Below are 19,145 nucleotides of genomic sequence, written 5' to 3'. Positions count from 1 at the left end.
TTCGACGCCGCGCTGTCGCGCAGCAAACTGGGGCTCGATTCTGCCCGGAGGGCGTAGGAGCTGACTTGTCTGCGAAAGGCCGGGGTCGCGTCCGACACGAAGGACCTTCCAGCGATATCGTGTCCAGCCCATTTACGACTGCTTCGCAGCCGATCGCGGGCAAGCGCGCTCCTACAAAATAATCTTTTATTTCAGCTGGTTATGCATTGTTTGATGGGAGGCCTCGCCGCGTCTTCGACGCCGCGCTGTCGCGCAGCAAACAGGGGCACGTCGTAGAATCGAAGCGCGCGCGGGGACCAAGACCGTAGCCATCACTGGTGTGTACGCACCCGCATGGGAGAGTGGTCCGCACGGTATCGGCGTGGAGTCGTTGTCGGCACAGCAAGCTGTGACCACGTATGAGAGAGTGAATCCATTCGCCACCGTGCTCCCCGCGCGCCCCTCAATCCTGCGAGGAATTGTCATGGCGCGCAAGAACCAGCAGAAACGTTTTGAAGTGGTTCACCCTCATTGTGCGGGTATCGATATTGGCAGTCGCGAGCATTGGGTGGGGGTCAACCCCGACCAGAGCGACACCCCTGTCCGCTCGTTTAAAACGTTCACCGACGAGTTGCTCGCATTAGCCGATTGGCTCGAAGCGTTGAAGATCAATGTCGTGGCCATGGAGGCAACCGGGGTCTACTGGATACCGCTGTTTGAAATCCTCGATGCACGGGGCTTCGAGGTGTATTTGGTGAACTCCCGCGCCACCCGCCAGACCTCCGGGCGCAAATCCGATGTGCTGGACTGCCAGTGGATTTGGCAGCTCATGACCCACGGCTTGCTCAGAGGCGCCTTTCGGCCCGCCGACGACATTTGCTCGATGCGCTCTCTGGTTCGCCAGCGCGCAATGAAAGTTCGCGATCAGGCCAAGAGCGTCAATCGCATGCAGAAAGCCTTGACCCAGATGAACATCCAGCTAGCCACTGTCATCAGTGACATCACCGGCCTGACGGGCAAGAAAATCCTCAACGCGATCATCGGCGGCGAGCGTGATCCGTACGTATTGGCCGGTTTTCGAAACGGTCACATCAAGGCCGATCATGAAACCATTGCCCGCAGCCTGCGCGGTAACTGGCGAACCGAGCATCTGCATGCCCTGGCTCAGGAAATGGCGACGCATGATTTTCTGGAACAGCAAATTGCCGAATGCGATCAGGCCATCGCTCACGCCATTGATCGACTGCCGGTATTGAACGATGAACCTCTGCCGCCGGCCAAGGCACTGCGCAGCCCGCACCGCTCGTCAGCCGAGCAAGCCCGTTTGCACCGTGCGCTGGGAAAAATAATGGGCGTTGATTTGACCGCTATTCCCACCATCGGCGTCGAAACCGCTTTGGCACTGGCGAGCGAAATCGGGCCTGATTTATCGCGATTTCCCACACAACAACACTTCTGTTCCTGGCTCGGCCTGGCACCTGCGACCCGGATATCCGGCGGCAGGCAGCTGCCTGGTAGTCCGCCAAAGGTCTCGAATCGAGCCGCGCAGGCCTTGAAGCAGGCCGCGTCCAACGCGCGCAACGACAAGAGCTTCATCGGCGCCAGCCATCGAGCCCGGTTGGCGCGCATGGATACCGCGTGCGCCATCAAAGCCACCGCGCATCAACTGGCCCGCCTGATCTACGTCATGTTGACCAAAGGCCAACCCTACGTGGAGCGAGGTATGGAAGCCTATGAAGCCGAGAGTCGACACCGTCAACTGCGTGCCCTGGAACGCAAGGCACACAAGCTTGGGATGCAGTTAGTTATGGCCAAATAAAAGGCATAAAAAACAATGCGTTATTTTTTGTTTGATGAGAGATCGCCCGTCGTCCAGACGCCGCGCTGTCGCGCAGCAAACTGGGGCTCGATTCTGCCCGGAGGGCGTAGGAGCTGACTTGTCTGCGAAAAGGGCCGAAGGACCTTCATGCGGTGGTGAATCCAGCCATTTTACGACTGCTTCGCAGCCGATCGCAGACAAGTCAGCTCCTACAGACTGTAGAAAACCCACCCTTATATTTCAATCAGTTACATCTAGTTTGAGGGGAGCAGGCTTGCAACTACGCGTCCCGCTGCGAATTGCTTGACGCGGTTCGCCTGCCACACCGCACTATCCGCCGAACGGTCTCAAGAACCGCCGGCACTCGCCGACCTCTAGATACGAGCTTCGAGCGGGACAATCCCGATCTCGAAGACAGGGATGTCTTTGCCGCACCCCGTTCCCCGCGTGGAATGCCTTATCCCTGGCCGTGAGACACCACCCATGTTTTTTCAAAAATCCCTTGGAGCCCAGATTCTGGCGTTGCTCGGCGGCAGCCTGTTGGCGATCCTGTTGATCGCTTTGACCTGCTTCCATTTCCTGTCCAACGGCGTGCAAAACTATAAGGGCCTGATTGATGGGCCGCTGCACACTTCACAACTGGTCGATGAAGCCAACCTGCAATTCAAGATTCAAGTGCAGGAATGGAAAGACGTCCTGCTGCGCGGCAAAGATCCAGCAGAGTTGAATAAACACTGGGGGCAATTCGACGATCGCCAGCGCCAGGTGCAGAACATCCTCGGGCAACTGGTCAGCCAGACCAGCGCTGAGCCCTCGTTGAAAAACCGGATCGAATCACTGCGTGATGCCCACCGGACGCTGGGCCTCGCTTACCAGAAAGGCCGCGAAGTCTTTGTGGCAGCCAACGGCGACCCCGTTGTCGGTGACACCGCAGTTAAAGGCATGGACCGCGCAGCCAGCCAGCAAATGAGCGAACTGGTCAGCCAGTTGCGTGAACAGGGCAGTCAACAATCCGAGCACATCAGCGCAGACGCGAACCACACGATTTTGCTTGGCGTTTTGGTGATGCTGGCGTCCGGGCTGTTGATCGGGCTCCTGAGCCTGTGGCTGCTCAACCGCAACCTGATTGATCCTATTCGCAACCTGATCGACTACGTCGCGCAACTCAGCCAAGGGAAATTCGGCGAGCGCGCCAGCATCACCCGTCAGGATGAGCTGGGGCGTCTGGCCGTGGCGGCCAATACGCTACGGGACTTCCTGGCGGAAACCTTCAGCAGTTTGAAGCGCAGCGCTACAGACCTGGACGGCGCCAGCGGTGAGTTGAATGCGATTGCGCATCTGATCGGCCAGGGTACGACCGAACAATTCGACCGCACCGATCAGGTGGCCACGGCCATGAATGAAATGTCCGCCACCGCGCAAGAGGTCGCCCGGCACGCAGCACAAGCGGCAACCGCCGCGGACGACGCTGACCAGAGCGCCCAGCAAGGCGAACACGTCATGCAGGCCACCATTGCCGCGATCACCCACATGCGTGGCGAGATTTCCAATACGGCCTCGGTCATCCGTCAGTTGGAAACCGACAGCGGACGCATTGGCAAAGTGCTTGAAGTCATTCGCGGTATCGCCGAACAGACCAACCTGCTGGCCCTCAACGCAGCCATCGAAGCGGCGCGCGCCGGGGATGCCGGTCGCGGGTTTGCCGTAGTCGCCGATGAAGTCCGCAGCCTGGCCCAGCGCACCGCCGCCTCCACCGCCGAGATCAATCAAATCATCCACACCGTGCAGACCGGCGCCATCGACGCGGTGAAAGCGATTGAGAGTGGCCAGTCTCGCAGCGAAGAAAGCGTCGAGCAGGTCACCGAAGCGGGCCATATGCTGCATCGCATCACCGAAGCGGTCGAGGCGATCCGCGACATGAACCGACAGATCGCCACCGCTGCCGAAGAGCAGACATCGGTCGCCGAAGACATCTCGCGCAACCTGACCGAGATCACCCAGATCGCCAGCACCAACCAGGACAATGTAAAGCGCACGGAAACCGCCAGCCGCAACCTGCACGGTTTGTCCGGCCAGTTGAATGAGGTGACGGCGCGGTTGAGTGCCTGATTCACCACCTTCGCGGATAAATCCGCACCCACAGGGGTTCGCATTTCTCTACAGCTTTTTGATCGGCTCGTTCTGTACCTGATCGACCTCAGCCGGATCGGGCGGTACTTCGCCGCTCTGGCTGGTGTCGATGCTCACCACCACCGACATCCCCGGCCGCAGGCGTTTTACCAGGGGTTGATCGGGCTCGACGGTGATCCGCACCGGTATCCGCTGGGCAATCTTGACGAAGTTTCCCGTGGCGTTGTCCGCTGGCAGCAGGCTGAATTCGGAGCCTGTGGCAGGCGAAATACGCTGCACCCGACCGTGCATCTTCTGATTACCGAGAGAGTCGACGCTGAAGGTCACCGGCTGACCGAGACGGACGTTAGCCATCTGGGTTTCTTTCATATTGGCGATGATCCACAGCCGGTCCGGCACCAGCGCCATCAGTTGCGCCCCCGAATTGACGTAAGCCCCCAACCGCACGCCGATCTGACCCAGCTGGCCATCTCGCGGGGCAACCACCCGGGTGTTGGACAGGTCGATCCGGGCCAGTTCGATGGCGGCCTCGGCGTTCGCCACTGACGCCTCCAGCGAGCCCCGATTGACGATCACGCTTTGCAGATCCTGACGGGAGATTTCCAGCGCCGCTTGCGCCTGAGCCACCGCGGCGACGGCCTGGGCGTTTTCGGCAAGGGTCACGTCAAGATCGCGTTTGGACACCGAACCGTCTGAGATCAAGCTTTCGTTACGGTGCAAGTCGGCGGCGCTCTTGCGGCCCTGAGCGATGGTATTGGCCAGTGCGGCCTGGCGCTGCAGGATGGTCGCATCGGCGCTGCGACGCTGTTGCAGGTTGTTGGCCAGTGCGGCTTTCTGCACGCCCAGTTGCGCCAGCGCCTGATCCAGGTGCTGCTGGTAGATCCGGTCATCAAGGCGTACCAACAAATCGCCCGCCTTGACGAACTGGAAGTCCTGTACGGGCACCTCGTACACATAACCGCTGAGCTGCGGTCCGATGATCGTCACCTGCCCTCTGACCAACGCATCTTCAGTGCTTTCGATGGCGCTGCTGAACGGTGGCAATTGCCAGGCATACAGCACGATCAGTACGCCGATGAGCGCGATCAGGGCAAACGCCAGCGAAGACAAAACCCGTACCCGCAACGACCGAGGTTGACTGCTCGGCGGCGTGGTGAGCGGCGCGGGTGCGGGGCCTGAAGCGGCCGCAGGTGTGGCGTTTGCGGTGGTATTCGACTCGGTCATGAAAGTTCGGCGCCACTGGATTGATCGGAGGATGGAGTTGTCGGAGCCGGAGCGATCGGTTTGGTGGTGAGCATCAGCCAGAGGCTACGCACGAAAATCCACAGCATGGTCAGCACCGCGATCAGCGCGATGGTCATGAACACGTCGTTGTAAGCCAGAACATTGGCTTCACGGGTCGCGGCGGCAGCAATGGCGCGGATGCCCTGATTGGTGCGCAGCGACGGGTCGGCGATGGCCGATGCATAACTGCCGGTGGAACTGAGCAGCCGGGACTGCACCTGCGCATCGATCAACGTCAGATGCTCGACAATGTGGCTGGAGTGAAACTTCTCGCGCACGATCTGCAGCGAGCCCAGTGCAGCAGACCCGATTAGCCCGCCGATGTTCTGCGTGATACCGAACAGCACCGAAAAACTGACCATGTTGCGTGGATTGGCGAGCACCCCGCTGATGCCCAGCACCAGCGTCGGACCGAGGAAGAAGGTGCCGCCGAAGCCCAGCAGAAACTGGCTCAGGTACATGTTCGCCGGCCGAGTCAGGTTGGTCGAATGGCTGTCCATCCAGGCCCCCACGGCCATGATCGCCAGCGAAATGATCAGCGGTTTGAACAGGTGCAGCGGGTCGATGGTCAGCGCACTCATCACCAGCCCCACGACACTGCCCAGCAGCATCATCAGATACAGGGTATGCATCTGCTGGCTGCTCATGTTCAGTGCTTGCAGGAAGCCGACCGCACCAATCGATTGCTCGGACAACACGATCCGACTCAGCATCACCCCCAGCGCCAGACGGATGATCTGCCCACTACCAAGCCAACGAGTGATCAATAGCGGCCTGACGCGGTTATGTTCGATGGCCAGGCCGGCGACAATCAGTACGATCGATGATGCCGACGCAATGCCGATCCACGGCGCCTCCAGCCACCAGTCGATCCTGCCCAGCGACAGCACCGCGCACAGCAACGCGAAGCCGGTGGCGAGCAGGCCGAAGGTGAGAAAGTCGAGTTTTTCAAACGCCTTGAAACGATCACCGGGCGGCAATTTGAGCAGTAACACACAACCCAGTGACAGCAACGCCATGCCCAACTCGAACAGGTACAGGCCGCGCCACTCGGCAATTTGCAGCAGGTCCTCGGACACCAGCCGTGCCAGCGGAATCGCCAGTTGCGACAGGCCCAGACCGACGACCAGTGCCTTGATCCGCCACCGCTGCGGAAACGCCTGAATCATGTAATACAGGCCCAGGGTGCTGAGCGCCGCACCGACCATGCCGTGGGCAGCACGCACGGCAATCGCCGAGTTCCAGTCGTTGACGAACAGATGGGCGAACGTCACCAACGCGTACAGCACCAGAAACACTTCGGTGAACGCGCGCAAACCGAACTGCTGGCGAAACTTCACCAGCAGCAGGTTCATCGACACGTAGGTCATGACATAAGCCGCAGGCAGCCAGGCTATTTCCTCCGTGGTCGCACCCAACGAACCTTGCAGATACGGCAAGTTGGCAATCACCAGCGCGTTACCCAGGCCGCCGGTCAACGCCACAATCACACCGACAATCGCAAACGCCCAGCGCTTGCCGGTCGAATGCAGCGGCGTCGACGGCGAACCCGGCACGCTTGGCCGCTCATGGGGTGCCCAATGACGGGGAGTATATTTGTTCATCGAATGGGCCTGATGGACTCCCTCCTCAAATGCGCATGAACTGAGTGAATCCAGATCAGTGAAGCGTGCGACTAAGGAGTAGTAAACCGTAGGACCGGAGTTCTTGCCAGTGTTGGAACGATCGCAGCCTTTAGCCGCTCCAGGGGGTTCGTGCCTGGCTCGCCTTCATCGGTGATATTTCGTCTTGACACAAATAATACGTCCGTACATATTTACCAATAAATACAGATGTATTGTTTTCCCCGATTCGAAAAAACTTCTGATCTCCTTTTACCCACCGGCGCGGCGCTGGCTCCGAGCCCCCTCGAGATCCTGATCACGCCACTGCCACATACGGAGAAACAACCATGAAACTGACAGGCAATACGATCTTCATTACCGGCGGCGGATCTGGCATCGGGCGCGGCCTGGCCGAGGCGCTGCATGCATTGGGCAATCAGGTAATCATTTCCGGGCGCCGCAAGGGCCATCTGGAAGCCACGACCAACGCGAACCCAGGCATGGTGTCGGTCGAGCTGGATGTCGAGAATCCAGCGAGCATCGCCGCCGTTACCCGGCAACTGATCGTCGACTATCCGGCCCTCAACGTATTGATCAATAACGCGGGAGTGATGCAGATCGATGAGGCTGCGGGTGTCGTCGATGACGAGATGCTGGTGTCGACCGTCACCACCAACCTGATCGGGCCGATTCGTGTCACTTCCGGCTTGATCGAGCACTTGAAGAAGCAACCGACGGCCACCGTCATCAATGTCTCGTCAGTATTGGGTTTCGTCCCGCTGACCATGGCGGCGGTGTACAGCTCCACCAAAGCGGCGATCCATTCCTACACCCAGTCGCTGCGTTATCAGCTTAAGGACAGCTCGGTGCGCGTGTTGGAGATTGCGCCGCCTTGGGTGCAGACCGACTTGCTCAACAGCAACGATGAGCCTCGCGCCATGCCCCTGGCGCAGTTCCTCGAGGAAACCATGGCGATCCTCGGTACGGATGCAGATGAGTTGGTGGTAGAACAAGCGAAGATGCTGCGCAATAACCCGGGCGCGAATGAAGCCGCGTTCGTGAATCAGTTCAACGATCTGATGCGCCAGCCACAATAAAGCTGACCGGCCGGCCCTGAGCGCACGAGCGTTCAGGGCCTCCGATTGGGTCAGGCCCGCGTGTTTGCTTACGCTGATCTCGGCAGTCCTGCGCTGAGTAGGGGCCAGAATCGACTTTCAACGGTTGAGTCTGGCAGCGAACTTGGCGACGTATTCACCCTGGTGCCGGGCAATATCCAGTTCACGCGCGTCGGGTTGGCGAGAGCCATCAGCACCGGCAATGGTCGATGCACCGTAAGGCGTCCCGCCGCCTGCGGTTGACGCATCGAAGAGCGCCGGATTGCTATAGCCGATGGGCACCAGGACCATGCCCTGGTGCGCCAGGGTGGTCCAGGTCGAGGTGATAGTCATCTCTTGGCCACCGCCAGTGCCGGTAGAGGTGAAGACGCTGGCTATCTTGCCGATCAGAGCGCCTTTGGCCCAGAGGCCGCCAGTTTGATCGAGAAAGTTGCGCATCTGACCACACATGTTGCCGAAACGGGTAGGCGTGCCAAAAATGATCGCGTCATAGTCGCCAAGCTCGCCAGGCGTTGCAATCGGCGCGATTTGGCCTTCTTTGCCATTGGCCGCCTTGAAGGCTTCGGCGTTCATGGTTTCCGGCACACGCTTAACGGTGACCTCGACACCCGCCACACTGCGGGCCCCCTCTGCGACGCTTTGCGCCATGGTTTCTATATGGCCGTACATCGAATAATAGAGCACGAGTAACTTAACCATTTTGATGTCCTCCTGGTGTGGGATTTATTGCGCCCTTGAACTCTAGATCATGGGTGGCACAGGCGTGGTAAAGAGACTGACGCCCCAAAGAATAAATAAGCCCTTGACCTTGACCTTATGGAAAGGTTGAACCTGCGGCTATCGAACCACTGTTGGAATTCCAGTAATGCTCAAGTCCACCACCTTTACCCTGCCTATCACCGGCATGACCTGTGCCAGCTGCGTCGGTCGGGTCGAACGCGCCTTGCACGCGGTTCATGGCACGAGCGATGTCAGTGTCAATCTCGCGACTGAGCAGGCGCGGGTCCAGGCACCGGCCGACAGCCTGCCCGCGCTGCTGGAAGCCGTGGACAAGGCCGGCTACAACGTAGGCAGCGAACGGCTGGAACTGGCCATCGACGGCATGACCTGCGCCTCTTGCTCGGGTCGCGTCGAACGGGCATTGAGCAAAGTCGCCGGGGTTAAAAACGTCAGTGTCAACCTGGCCAGCGAGCGCGCCCATATCGAGTTCATCGGCCATGCCGATCCGGCCGCGTTGATTGCTGCGGTCACTGCGGCAGGCTATTCCGCACGCCCGGTCGAAGATGATCAAGCCGCTCTTCAGGCGACTGTGCAGAGACAGCACACGCGTTTGAATAGAGAACGCGGGGCGCTGCTGTTGGCGATTGCACTGGCATTACCCTTGGTTTTCCCCATGCTGTTGCAGCCGTTTGGTGTGCACTGGATGCTCGCCCCCTGGGCGCAGTTTGCCTTGGCGACGCCGGTGCAATTTATCCTCGGTGCGCGGTTTTACATCGCTGCCTGGAAAGCCGTCAGGGCCCGAACCGGAAACATGGATCTGCTGGTGGCACTGGGTACCAGCGCCGGGTACGGGCTGAGCGTGTACGAATGGGCGAAAACCGAGGCTGGCGGCATGCCGCACCTGTACTTCGAGGCCTCGGCAGTGGTCATTGCCCTGGTGCTGCTGGGTAAATACCTGGAAAGCCGCGCCAAACGTCAGACCGCCAGCGCCATACGCGCCCTTGAGGCCCTGCGCCCGGAACGCGCCACGCAAATGATCGACGGTCAGGAGAAGGATGTGGCCATCAGCGCCCTGCGCCTGAACGATTGGGTGTCAGTCAAACCCGGCGAGCGCTTTCCGGTGGACGGCGAAGTGATCGAGGGGCAAAGCCATGCCGACGAAGCGCTGATCAGCGGTGAAAGCATGCCGGTATTCAAGCAGCCGGGAGACAAGGTAACCGGGGGTGCCATTAATGGCGAAGGCCGGTTGCGGGTCAAAACCACGGCCATCGGCGCCGAGTCCGTTTTGTCGCAAATCATTCGCCTGGTCGAGGATGCTCAAGCCGCCAAGGCGCCGATCCAGAAGCTGGTGGACAAGGTCAGCCAGGTATTTGTCCCGGTTGTCCTGTTGATAGCGCTCGTCACCCTGACGGGGTGGTTGCTGAGCGGTGCGCCACTGGAAATTGCGCTGATCAATGCGGTCGCCGTTCTGGTCATCGCTTGCCCCTGCGCACTGGGCCTGGCGACACCGACGGCGATCATGGCGGGTACCGGTGTCGCCGCGCGTTTCGGCATTCTGATCAAGGACGCTGAAGCCCTGGAGCGCGCCCATGAGGTCACGGCTGTCGTGCTCGACAAGACCGGCACACTGACCAACGGTAAACCTCGCATCACCCACCTTGTCACCATTGATGGCAACGACGATCAACTTCTGCAATGGGCCGGCGCGCTACAACGCGGCAGTGAGCATCCGTTGGCCAAGGCCGTTCTGGATGCTTGCAAAGAGCGCAATCTAACGCTTGAGACGGTGACCGCCAGCCAGTCGTTGACCGGTCGCGGCATCACCGGGACCGTCGACGGCCGCCAATTGGCCTTGGGCAACCGCCGTATTCTGGAAGAAAACGGTCTCGACACGGCTGGGTTGGCAAGCACTTCCCTGGCGTGGGAAACCGAGGGGCATACCCTGTCATGGCTGATCGAACTCGGGCCGCAACCCTCGGTATTGGGGCTGTTCGCTTTCGGTGACAGCCTCAAGTCCGGTGCCCTGCAAGCGATCAAGCAACTGTCAGCCCGGCACATCAGCACCCACTTGCTGACCGGAGACAATCGCGGCAGCGCCCGGTTAGTGGCCGAGGCCTTGGGCATTGTCGATGTGCACGCCGAAGTGCTGCCTGCGGACAAGGCCGCGACCGTCGTCGCACTGAAGAAAACCGGGGTCGTGGCGATGGTCGGCGACGGCATCAACGACGCACCGGCCCTGGCCGCGGCCGACATTGGCATCGCCATGGGCGGCGGGACCGATGTGGCAATGCATACCGCAGGCATCACCCTGATGCGCGGCGATCCACGATTGATCCCCGCAGCACTGGAAATCAGCCGCAAGACCTACGCGAAGATTCGTCAAAACCTGTTCTGGGCGTTTGTGTTCAACCTGATCGGCATCCCTCTCGCCGCGTTCGGCTTTCTCAATCCAGTGATCGCGGGCGCTGCCATGGCGCTGTCCAGCGTGTCGGTGGTGAGCAACGCCCTGCTGCTGAAAACCTGGAAACCCGAGGATCTGTAATGGGACAGGGGGGCCGACGCGAATGAATTCCCACAGGGAAACGCAAAACCTGTAGGAGCTGACTTGTCTGCGATCCGTCCGGGGTCGCGCTCGACCGAAGCGCTGGCAAAAATGGTGAATTCACCACCGTTGGAAGGTCCTTCGGCCCCTTTCGCAGACAAAACTACGCGTCCCGGTCTCTCCTACGCCCTTCGGGCAGAATCGGGATCGAGTTTGCTGTCCGACAGGTGATTTGTGATCGGTCGGGATACCTGCCCTTCATCACCCCTTCAGCGGGTTGAAAGCTTTGCCCTCACCAACTTTTCAAACGCCACCGATGCGCTGCTCTGGTAGCTATTCTTGCGCCGAAGAAGCGCTGCGGTACGTTGCGGAGGCGCCTCTATAAGCTCAATTTTCCTCAGCGTACGGTCTTCGGTGGCCGTCGCTTCAGGAAGAATGGTCGCGACCCCGGCATGGCGAACGATTTCCAGAATGGCGTTAACCGAGTTCGCTTCGATGATCACCGTGGGCTTGATCCCATGATCCAGGCAGTATTCATCGATGCATGTCCGGGTGATGAAGTTTCCAGTCAACAGCGCCAGGGGCACACGTTCCAGCTCGGCCAGCGATAGCGGCTCTTGACGGTCGTACAACGGGTGATCCCGGCCCACCATCAGCCCCAACTTTTCTTCGAACAACGGCGAGCAATCGATATCCGGGTTCCACACTTCGGTAAAGGCGATGGCGATATCCAGAGAGTCATCGGCAAGCCCAGCTTCGATGTCGACCATCGATAACTCGAAGACCTCGAAATGAATGTTCGGATAACGCGCGAGGAAATCCTTGAGTAGCGGGCCGACCAGATAGGCCATGAACGTCGGTGTCATAGCCAATCGAAGCGTGCCGCGCGACAGGTCTTTCACATCGTGTATCGCGCGCTTCCCCGCTTCCAGCTCTCTGAGCACGCGCCGTGCGTATTCAATGTACGCGGCACCGGCATCGGTGGGCTGCACAGACCGCGCGCTGCGGTCGAGCAGTTCAGTGCCCAATGAATCTTCCAGTTGTTTGATCTGTTGCGACAATGTCGGCTGGGAGACGTGGAGCGCCTGGGCTGCGCGGGTGAAGTTGCCATGATCAGCGACTGCCAACAGGTAGCGAAGATGTCGAAGCAGCATGGTCAATCCTCTATCGTCTCAAGGAAGATAAATAATGAATTTACCGCCCCCCAACTTGCCGCCATTGGCTAGCTCGATACGCCCACGCACGCCGTTGCGCTCATGCCGTTTGGCGATGTGCGCGGCGAAATACAGGCCCAGGCCCGTGCTGCCGCTGCTTTGATTAATGCCCTGCACATAGTCTGACTGACGCTCGATCATCTGCGCTGGATAGCCTGGTCCGTCGTCATTGATCGTCAACACGAGTTGCTCTCCCTCCTCATGGACGCTGATCAATACAGCGTGGCGCGCATAACGGATGGCATTGATGATGATGTTCGCCACTACCGAGCCGATCAGCTCACGGTCGAAAAAGCCGAGCGCATTAAAGCCTTCCAGCTCGTAGCTCGCGACAATGCCACGACTGTTCAAGACGTCCTGATGGCACGCCAGTTGTGCTTCGATGAAATCATCGAGCTCATGATAGTCGGGGCGCAGCGGCAACTGATTGACGCCCAGCTTATACAACCCGAGCAGCTGCACCAGCATCCCGTTGAGGTGGGCAAATTCGTACTCGATGGCTCCATGCTCGGGGGTGTCTTGCTCGGCTTCGGGCAGTCGCCTCTGCCACTGGCCGTGAGCGTGCATCAACGTCGCCAGGGAGTTCTTCATGTCATGCACGATGGAGGCAATCACCATGGAGAAGTCGAGGCCCTCATCGTTATCGTTCATGCGCCAAACGCCCTGCTCTGCAATTTCTGATAACGCTCATAACGGGGATCCGTATCAGGCATCATGCCGATCATTTTCAGACAAGCGCGACACTCCTCAAGCCCAGACGCATCCGCAGTCACGCTCTTCACATGCAGCAACGATTGCGCCATGTTCAGCGCGATGCTGATGTTCTTCGGTTGCAACGTCAGCGCACGACGGAAAAAGTCCTGCGCTTCGGCGAGACTACCTGCCTTGTAACTGCGTACGCCTTGAAGGTTGAGGTCGACTGCGGCCTTGCACCCACCGAGGATCGCCGGATCATCGGTCAGGCGGGCGATACCCTGCATGACCGCCGGGTCATCACCGTAGATTTCTGCGCAGCTTTTCAATAGCCCTGCTCCGGCGTCTTCTTGACCCAGTTTCTGGAGTTGGGCGGCAACGGCCAGCGCCGCGTCGGCGCTGAGAAAGTGATCCATTCCCTGAAGATGTGCCAACGCCTGCGCGGTCAGTTTCGCGGCGGTTTCAGGATCCGACTGTTGCACGCTGGTTGCTTTCATCAAGCGAGCACGCAATTGCACCCCCTGATCGTTAACGTATTCCTTCGCGACCTCGACCAGCGTCTGATTGATCTCCACCCGGGTTCGTGCATCCAGCCCTTGATCACCATTCTTGCTGATCAATGCTTGCACCAGGCCGAGGTTGCTCTCTGGATCCTTGAAGCGAGAATGCTGCCCTTGGGACACCGCGTGGCGATAGGCCTTGGAGGCGCTTTCAAAATCTTCGTTACCCAGCGCCAGCTTGCCCAGCAACCTTTGCCGGCGCACCGCCAATGGCGACAAACGCACCGCTTCCTCAAGCACGCCTTGTGCGCGCCTGACCTCACCACGAGCCACTAACACATCGGCCAGACCATCGTAGAGCGCCGGGATCATCGGGAAGGCAATCATTGCCCGCTCGAAAACCGCCTGTGCCTCGCTGGCCTTGCCGCGCTTGAACAATAATTTGCCGAGCCCCGCGTACGCCCAAGGCGTAGCGCGGTCGGCCAGAATCGTCTTGAGAAAGCTTTCCAGCGCATCATGCTGATTCAGATCGCGCAAGGCATCGGCCTTGTAGCGGTGACAGAGGGGAGCAAAGCGCTGGTCCTGCTCGGTAAGGCTGGTGCAAGCGGCCAATACTTCGGCAGGCTTGCCGCGATCAAGCGCCTGGAGAATCGGTTTGAGCAGCGTCTTGCGCTGGACAAGCTTTTCAAGACGCTGGGCCAGGCCGGCGCGGTTGAAAGGTTTGGTCAGATAGGCATCTGGTTCCCACTCCAAAGCGCTCATCACCATCGCCTGGCTATTCTCGGCGGTGACCATGACGAAAACGCTCTCATGGCTTATCAGCTTGTCGGTCATCAGGTCTTCGAGCACCTGCTGACCATTCTTCTTGCCGTCGCCAAAATTGAAATCATGCAGGATAAAGTCATAGCGCTTCTGCGCACACATGCGCAGCGCCTGCTCACCGGTATCGGCGGTATCTACTTCCTTGACACCCAGTTCGCGCAACATGGACCTGACCGAACTGCGAAAATCGGAGAAATCATCGGCGATAAGAAAAGTTTTTTGGTTGTAGGCCAGCATCGAGATTCCAGTCATGGGACGTAGGAAGAGGAGCCCAAAGGCAAATACCAATGCAAGGACGGGTTCAGCTTCGCTGCCCATTTCGGCGCGCACATAATAGCCAAGAGCTATAAGCCATCAAGCGACTTTACACAAGCATGCTATTTACCCTGCTTGCCGCATCGCAATGATCGCGCGCCCCCCCCTTTATAACCCTCGGCAGCGCCGCCATCCCCGGGCTGGCTCTTATTGGACGATCTGTCGCATATCGTCGACTGTTTGCACCCAAAAAGAAGACTTATCTCTCTAGCATAGGAACCGTACCTGGCGCCCGACGCGCCTGGATCCTTTTGCAATGCATTCATTTCGAGTCATTCATTTAGAGGAAGTTTTGTCATGAACGAAGTCACCCTGTACACCACCAGCACCTGTCCTTACTGCCGTAACGCAAAAACCTTGCTGACCAGCAAAGGCGTCGCGATAACGGAAATCAATATCGAATTCGATTCGAAGCAGCGCCAGGAAATGATGGCGCGAAGTGGTCGTCGGAGCGTGCCGCAGATTTTCATCGGCGATCATCATGTCGGTGGTTTCGACGACTTGGCCAAGCTTGATCGCCAAGGCGCATTGATGGGCATGCTGGCTTGAATGGTATTGGTGTCCCCTATTGTTCCTATTGTTCTATACCGGTGCATCTTGGCTCCTCACTGGGGAGCCAAGGTGTAGCTGTAATACACTTCATCGGTATCTGGATCTACCAGCCAGTAGTCATCCTTGTTTTTTTTGAGCCGATAACACTCATCCGGGTCCTCGGGCACAGTGAAACAAAGCACTCCATCCTTAACTGTCCAGCTCTCTACCTGCGGCTGTGATCCTGACATCATAAAAATCTCGGAGCCGTCCGCATTGAAGCTCATAGAGTATGGTTTCCCATTGGAGGCGATATCCTTCAATTTGTTGCCGATTAGCGTGTGGCAGATCTGAACGTCATCTAAAGCCACGGCTGAAGGACTTATGGGCTTTATGACATGGTCTCCTGAGGAGGCGCAGCCCGCTAGCGCAAGGGCCGCCAACGCGTAACTCAAGCCTTTCAGATTCATGCCGCACCTCATCTTATGTCGATTGTGGAAGCTCGTTAGAGCCTAGGCACGCAGCCTGAGGATCACCATGAACCCGGCAATTAAACGACAGTCGGCCATCCTCTTTGGCTCCATAAAAATAGGGGGCATACAACTATTTTCACTATTTCCGACTTTCGAAAAACCTCAAAACCGGGTCAGTCTCAAATCGGGGTCTCCTATTGTTTTCTGGTGCAGATGACTGTGGGAGATTCCGCCCCGTCTTCGACGCCGCGCTGTCGCGCAGCAAACAGGGGCTCGATTCTGCCCGGAGGGCGTAGGAGCTGACTTGTCTGCGAAAAGGGCCGAAGGACCTTCCAGCGATTTCGTGTCCAGCCCATTTACGACTGCTTCGCAGCCGATCGCAGACAAGTCAGCTCCTACAAATTTCAAAATATTAACTTCATATATTTCAATCACTTACAGGTTGTTTGATGGGAGGCCTCGCCGCGTCTTCGACGCCGCGCTGTCGCGCAGCAAACAGGGGCACGTCGTAGAATCGAAGTGCGCGCGGGGACCAAGACCGTAGCCATCACTGGTGTGTACGCACCCGCATGGGAGAGTGGTCCGCACGGTATCGGCGTGGAGTCGTTGTCGGCACAGCAAACTGTGACCACGTATGAGAGAGTGAATCCATTCGCCACCGTGCTCCCCGCGCGCCCCTCAATCCTGCGAGGAATTGTCATGGCGCGCAAGAACCAGCAGAAACGTTTTGAAGTGGTTCACCCTCATTGTGCGGGTATCGATATTGGCAGTCGCGAGCATTGGGTGGGGGTCAACCCCGACCAGAGCGACACCCCTGTCCGCTCGTTTAAAACGTTCACCGACGAGTTGCTCGCATTAGCCGATTGGCTCGAAGCGTTGAAGATCAATGTCGTGGCCATGGAGGCAACCGGGGTCTACTGGATACCGCTGTTTGAAATCCTCGATGCACGGGGCTTCGAGGTGTATTTGGTGAACTCCCGCGCCACCCGCCAGACCTCCGGGCGCAAATCCGATGTGCTGGACTGCCAGTGGATTTGGCAGCTCATGACCCACGGCTTGCTCAGAGGCGCCTTTCGGCCCGCCGACGACATTTGCTCGATGCGCTCTCTGGTTCGCCAGCGCGCAATGAAAGTTCGCGATCAGGCCAAGAGCGTCAATCGCATGCAGAAAGCCTTGACCCAGATGAACATCCAGCTAGCCACTGTCATCAGTGACATCACCGGCCTGACGGGCAAGAAAATCCTCAACGCGATCATCGGCGGCGAGCGTGATCCGTACGTATTGGCCGGTTTTCGAAACGGTCACATCAAGGCCGATCATGAAACCATTGCCCGCAGCCTGCGCGGTAACTGGCGAACCGAGCATCTGCATGCCCTGGCTCAGGAAATGGCGACGCATGATTTTCTGGAACAGCAAATTGCCGAATGCGATCAGGCCATCGCTCACGCCATTGATCGACTGCCGGTATTGAACGATGAACCTCTGCCGCCGGCCAAGGCACTGCGCAGCCCGCACCGCTCGTCAGCCGAGCAAGCCCGTTTGCACCGTGCGCTGGGAAAAATAATGGGCGTTGATTTGACCGCTATTCCCACCATCGGCGTCGAAACCGCTTTGGCACTGGCGAGCGAAATCGGGCCTGATTTATCGCGATTTCCCACACAACAACACTTCTGTTCCTGGCTCGGCCTGGCACCTGCGACCCGGATATCCGGCGGCAGGCAGCTGCCTGGTAGTCCGCCAAAGGTCTCGAATCGAGCCGCGCAGGCCTTGAAGCAGGCCGCGTCCAACGCGCGCAACGACAAGAGCTTCATCGGCGCCAGCCATCGAGCCCGGTTGGCGCGCATGGATACCGCGTGCGCCATCAAAGCCACCGCGCATCAACTGGCCCGCCTGATCTACGTCATGTTGACCAAAGGCCAACCCTACGTGGAGCGAGGTATGGAAGCCTATGAAGCCGAGAGTCGACACCGTCAACTGCGTGCCCTGGAACGCAAGGCACACAAGCTTGGGATGCAGTTAGTTATGGCCAAATAAAAGGCATAAAAAACAATGCGTTATTTTTTGTTTGATGAGAGCAGGCTTGCAACTAAGCGTCCCGCTGCGAAGGGTCCCGCTAAAACAAAGGCAATGTAACGAAATCGCAAGCCCCTTCCCTTTCCCTTGAGTGAAATTTCCTAGAAGATTCCACCCGCTTGCGCCTGCTGATTCACGGCACTAATCTGCGCCGGTTGCTGCAAATTCAGCGATCGGGTTTGGTAGCCCTCTATGTGATCAGGCGCAAAGCGCCACCTTGTGCAAGGCGCTTTTTTTCGGCCTGCGCTTTTATGGTGGCCGTGCGCTTGGCGTCCTCGGACGCGCCGGTTTGCCTGATCACCGGTCTACCAACCTGCGTACGGCCGCCACCCTATCGTTTGGTAGCGATGGTGACGGCGCCTTCAACATTGATCAGGAGTTGAATCACATGGTCAAAATCACCCCCGACCCACCGCCTTATAACCCTCGGCAGCGTTTCGACGATCAGCGAACCAGTGAGCCTCGGAAAATCCCCGATCCATATCGTCGGTCCAAGTCGCCGAACTGGCGAAATCGACGGCGGAAGCGGTGAATGGTCGCTGGATTGTTTTGAAGTTATGTTGAGGCGATAGAAGTAAACGACGCCCGTAGTGGTGGAAGACTGCGGGGGTTGTTATATGAGAGAACAACAGAACAGTACGGAAGTGGGGCCTCCCCCCCATTTGTTTATGTTGATGTGCCGAATATTGAAGCAGCGAGTCTCGGCAGGTGCCGCTGGCACGCTCGCAGCGCCTTGTTTACCGGGCAATCACCACGTTGCGAGTGGCCTCATCGCCTGGCATTCACCGATTAAGCCAAGGGTAGCGCGCGGTGTCCTGGTTGCCGAAATCAGGGTCCAGGTAAATGAAGCAGCGCTGAATTTTCCAGTCTCGAATCTCGAACACAGCACACCAGTAACCCGGCCCGGAAGTGGGCACACCGCCACGCCACTCGCCCTCGATGTGCTCGCCGAAACTGGTGCCTTCGCAGACCACGGTGTCTGAGCCCGACATAATCCAGTTGATGTGGGCGTAATCGTGAGTGATTGACTTAAACTGTGTGCCCAGGTCCGTGAACATTTGTCCGATCTGATCACGCCCCGAGGCCAATCCCCACTTGGGAAACAGCACCTGCGCGTCGCCCGCGAAGAGATCGAGGAGGATGCCGCCAGAGGATGTAATACCGCCGTTATCAAACGCCTTGAGGTACTCGAGCGCAACCGACTTGCGTTGCTCATCGGTCATAGTCTGCTGGCTGATCATGGCTGTCTCCGCAGTGCAGAATAGTGGGGCCTAGACAGTGATTTTATGTACTGGACAACCTTCGGCTTCAGGCTTCAGACAAGCGGTTTC

14 protein-coding genes and 1 pseudogene are annotated in these 19,145 nt (G+C 58.5%); 7 read left to right on the top strand and 8 right to left on the bottom strand.

Annotation, left to right across the window (positions count from 1 at the left end):
• Positions 1-463 precede the first annotated feature (463 nt).
• From AC1MEE_RS03325 to AC1MEE_RS03315, 3 genes and pseudogenes are all read left to right on the top strand, one after another.
• Positions 464-1,798 (top strand): IS110 family RNA-guided transposase, encoded by a 1,335-nt coding sequence (locus AC1MEE_RS03325; protein ID WP_480412050.1) that lies wholly within the window; start codon positions 464-466, stop codon positions 1,796-1,798.
• A 420-nt stretch (positions 1,799-2,218) separates the two neighbouring features.
• Positions 2,219-2,974: pseudogene (locus AC1MEE_RS03320) on the top strand (methyl-accepting chemotaxis protein); the annotation flags it as partial.
• Positions 2,975-3,193: 219 nt separating this feature from the next.
• On the top strand, positions 3,194-3,907 hold the full coding sequence (locus AC1MEE_RS03315; protein WP_480416142.1) for a methyl-accepting chemotaxis protein: 714 nt from the start codon (positions 3,194-3,196) through the stop codon (positions 3,905-3,907).
• A 48-nt stretch (positions 3,908-3,955) separates the two neighbouring features.
• On the opposite strand, the gene AC1MEE_RS03310 is transcribed toward AC1MEE_RS03315, so the two are convergent.
• Both AC1MEE_RS03310 and AC1MEE_RS03305 read right to left on the bottom strand, forming a co-directional pair.
• The gene (locus AC1MEE_RS03310) at positions 3,956-5,152 is read right to left on the bottom strand and encodes an HlyD family secretion protein (RefSeq protein ID WP_480413804.1); all 1,197 of its coding nucleotides are present in this window, start codon (positions 5,150-5,152) and stop codon (positions 3,956-3,958) included.
• Positions 5,149-6,816 carry an MFS transporter gene (locus AC1MEE_RS03305; RefSeq protein ID WP_480413803.1) on the bottom strand — a complete coding sequence of 556 codons (1,668 nt, stop codon included), beginning with the start codon at positions 6,814-6,816 and terminating at the stop codon, positions 5,149-5,151. Before AC1MEE_RS03305 ends, AC1MEE_RS03310 begins: the two co-directional genes overlap by 4 nt.
• Positions 6,817-7,163: 347 nt before the next feature.
• Here AC1MEE_RS03305 and AC1MEE_RS03300 point away from each other — a divergent pair, with 347 nt between their 5' ends.
• Entirely contained in the window at positions 7,164-7,913 is a 750-nt protein-coding gene (locus AC1MEE_RS03300; protein ID WP_480413801.1) for an SDR family oxidoreductase, read from the top strand.
• A gap of 117 nt (positions 7,914-8,030) precedes the next feature.
• Here AC1MEE_RS03300 and wrbA read toward each other — a convergent pair whose 3' ends face one another.
• Entirely contained in the window at positions 8,031-8,630 is a 600-nt protein-coding gene (wrbA, locus tag AC1MEE_RS03295; protein ID WP_480413800.1) for an NAD(P)H:quinone oxidoreductase, read from the bottom strand.
• 166 nt (positions 8,631-8,796) lie between these two features.
• Between wrbA and AC1MEE_RS03290 the strand changes: the two genes are divergently transcribed.
• On the top strand, positions 8,797-11,193 hold the full coding sequence (locus tag AC1MEE_RS03290) for a heavy metal translocating P-type ATPase (RefSeq protein ID WP_480413799.1): 2,397 nt from the start codon (positions 8,797-8,799) through the stop codon (positions 11,191-11,193).
• A 269-nt stretch (positions 11,194-11,462) separates the two neighbouring features.
• On the opposite strand, the gene cynR is transcribed toward AC1MEE_RS03290, so the two are convergent.
• From cynR to AC1MEE_RS03275, 3 genes are read right to left on the bottom strand one after another with little or no spacing between them, the layout of a single operon-like run.
• Positions 11,463-12,347 (bottom strand): transcriptional regulator CynR, encoded by an 885-nt coding sequence (gene cynR / locus AC1MEE_RS03285; RefSeq protein WP_480413798.1) that lies wholly within the window; start codon positions 12,345-12,347, stop codon positions 11,463-11,465.
• 18 nt (positions 12,348-12,365) lie between these two features.
• A complete protein-coding gene (locus tag AC1MEE_RS03280; RefSeq protein ID WP_480413797.1) occupies positions 12,366-13,058 on the bottom strand; it encodes a sensor histidine kinase in 693 nt (230 codons plus the stop codon).
• Complete coding sequence (locus AC1MEE_RS03275; protein ID WP_480413796.1) at positions 13,055-14,659, bottom strand: response regulator; 1,605 nt, start codon at positions 14,657-14,659, stop codon at positions 13,055-13,057. The genes AC1MEE_RS03280 and AC1MEE_RS03275 overlap by 4 nt, the downstream gene beginning before the upstream one ends.
• Before the next feature lie 375 nt (positions 14,660-15,034).
• Here AC1MEE_RS03275 and grxC point away from each other — a divergent pair, with 375 nt between their 5' ends.
• Positions 15,035-15,286: a glutaredoxin 3 gene (gene grxC, locus AC1MEE_RS03270; protein ID WP_480413795.1), complete on the top strand. Its 252-nt coding sequence runs from the start codon at positions 15,035-15,037 to the stop codon at positions 15,284-15,286.
• A gap of 56 nt (positions 15,287-15,342) precedes the next feature.
• Here the strand turns inward: grxC and AC1MEE_RS03265 are convergent, their stop codons facing one another.
• Positions 15,343-15,738, bottom strand: coding sequence for a hypothetical protein (locus AC1MEE_RS03265; RefSeq protein ID WP_480413794.1), 396 nt, complete (start codon positions 15,736-15,738; stop codon positions 15,343-15,345).
• Positions 15,739-16,440: 702 nt separating this feature from the next.
• Here AC1MEE_RS03265 and AC1MEE_RS03260 point away from each other — a divergent pair.
• A complete protein-coding gene (locus tag AC1MEE_RS03260) occupies positions 16,441-17,775 on the top strand; it encodes an IS110 family RNA-guided transposase (RefSeq protein WP_480412050.1) in 1,335 nt (444 codons plus the stop codon).
• Between the two features lie 821 nt (positions 17,776-18,596).
• Here the strand turns inward: AC1MEE_RS03260 and AC1MEE_RS03255 are convergent.
• A complete protein-coding gene (locus AC1MEE_RS03255) occupies positions 18,597-19,055 on the bottom strand; it encodes a nuclear transport factor 2 family protein (RefSeq protein ID WP_480413793.1) in 459 nt (152 codons plus the stop codon).
• Positions 19,056-19,145 lie beyond the last annotated feature (90 nt).

This window comes from Pseudomonas sp. ASL3 (assembly GCF_056680425.1).
This window is presented reverse-complemented; position numbering and strand designations above follow the sequence as displayed.

Coding starts and splice junctions, on each gene's coding strand:
- grxC (WP_480413795.1), top strand. CDS start 15,035: ATGAACGAAGTCACCCTGTACACCACCAGCACCTGTCCTTACTGCCGT.
- AC1MEE_RS03325 (WP_480412050.1), top strand. CDS start 464: ATGGCGCGCAAGAACCAGCAGAAACGTTTTGAAGTGGTTCACCCTCAT.
- AC1MEE_RS03305 (WP_480413803.1), bottom strand. CDS start 6,816: ATGAACAAATATACTCCCCGTCATTGGGCACCCCATGAGCGGCCAAGC.
- AC1MEE_RS03315 (WP_480416142.1), top strand. CDS start 3,194: ATGAATGAAATGTCCGCCACCGCGCAAGAGGTCGCCCGGCACGCAGCA.
- AC1MEE_RS03300 (WP_480413801.1), top strand. CDS start 7,164: ATGAAACTGACAGGCAATACGATCTTCATTACCGGCGGCGGATCTGGC.
- AC1MEE_RS03280 (WP_480413797.1), bottom strand. CDS start 13,058: ATGAACGATAACGATGAGGGCCTCGACTTCTCCATGGTGATTGCCTCC.
- AC1MEE_RS03265 (WP_480413794.1), bottom strand. CDS start 15,738: ATGAATCTGAAAGGCTTGAGTTACGCGTTGGCGGCCCTTGCGCTAGCG.
- AC1MEE_RS03310 (WP_480413804.1), bottom strand. CDS start 5,152: ATGACCGAGTCGAATACCACCGCAAACGCCACACCTGCGGCCGCTTCA.
- AC1MEE_RS03255 (WP_480413793.1), bottom strand. CDS start 19,055: ATGATCAGCCAGCAGACTATGACCGATGAGCAACGCAAGTCGGTTGCG.
- AC1MEE_RS03275 (WP_480413796.1), bottom strand. CDS start 14,659: ATGCTGGCCTACAACCAAAAAACTTTTCTTATCGCCGATGATTTCTCC.
- cynR (WP_480413798.1), bottom strand. CDS start 12,347: ATGCTGCTTCGACATCTTCGCTACCTGTTGGCAGTCGCTGATCATGGC.
- wrbA (WP_480413800.1), bottom strand. CDS start 8,630: ATGGTTAAGTTACTCGTGCTCTATTATTCGATGTACGGCCATATAGAA.
- AC1MEE_RS03260 (WP_480412050.1), top strand. CDS start 16,441: ATGGCGCGCAAGAACCAGCAGAAACGTTTTGAAGTGGTTCACCCTCAT.
- AC1MEE_RS03290 (WP_480413799.1), top strand. CDS start 8,797: ATGCTCAAGTCCACCACCTTTACCCTGCCTATCACCGGCATGACCTGT.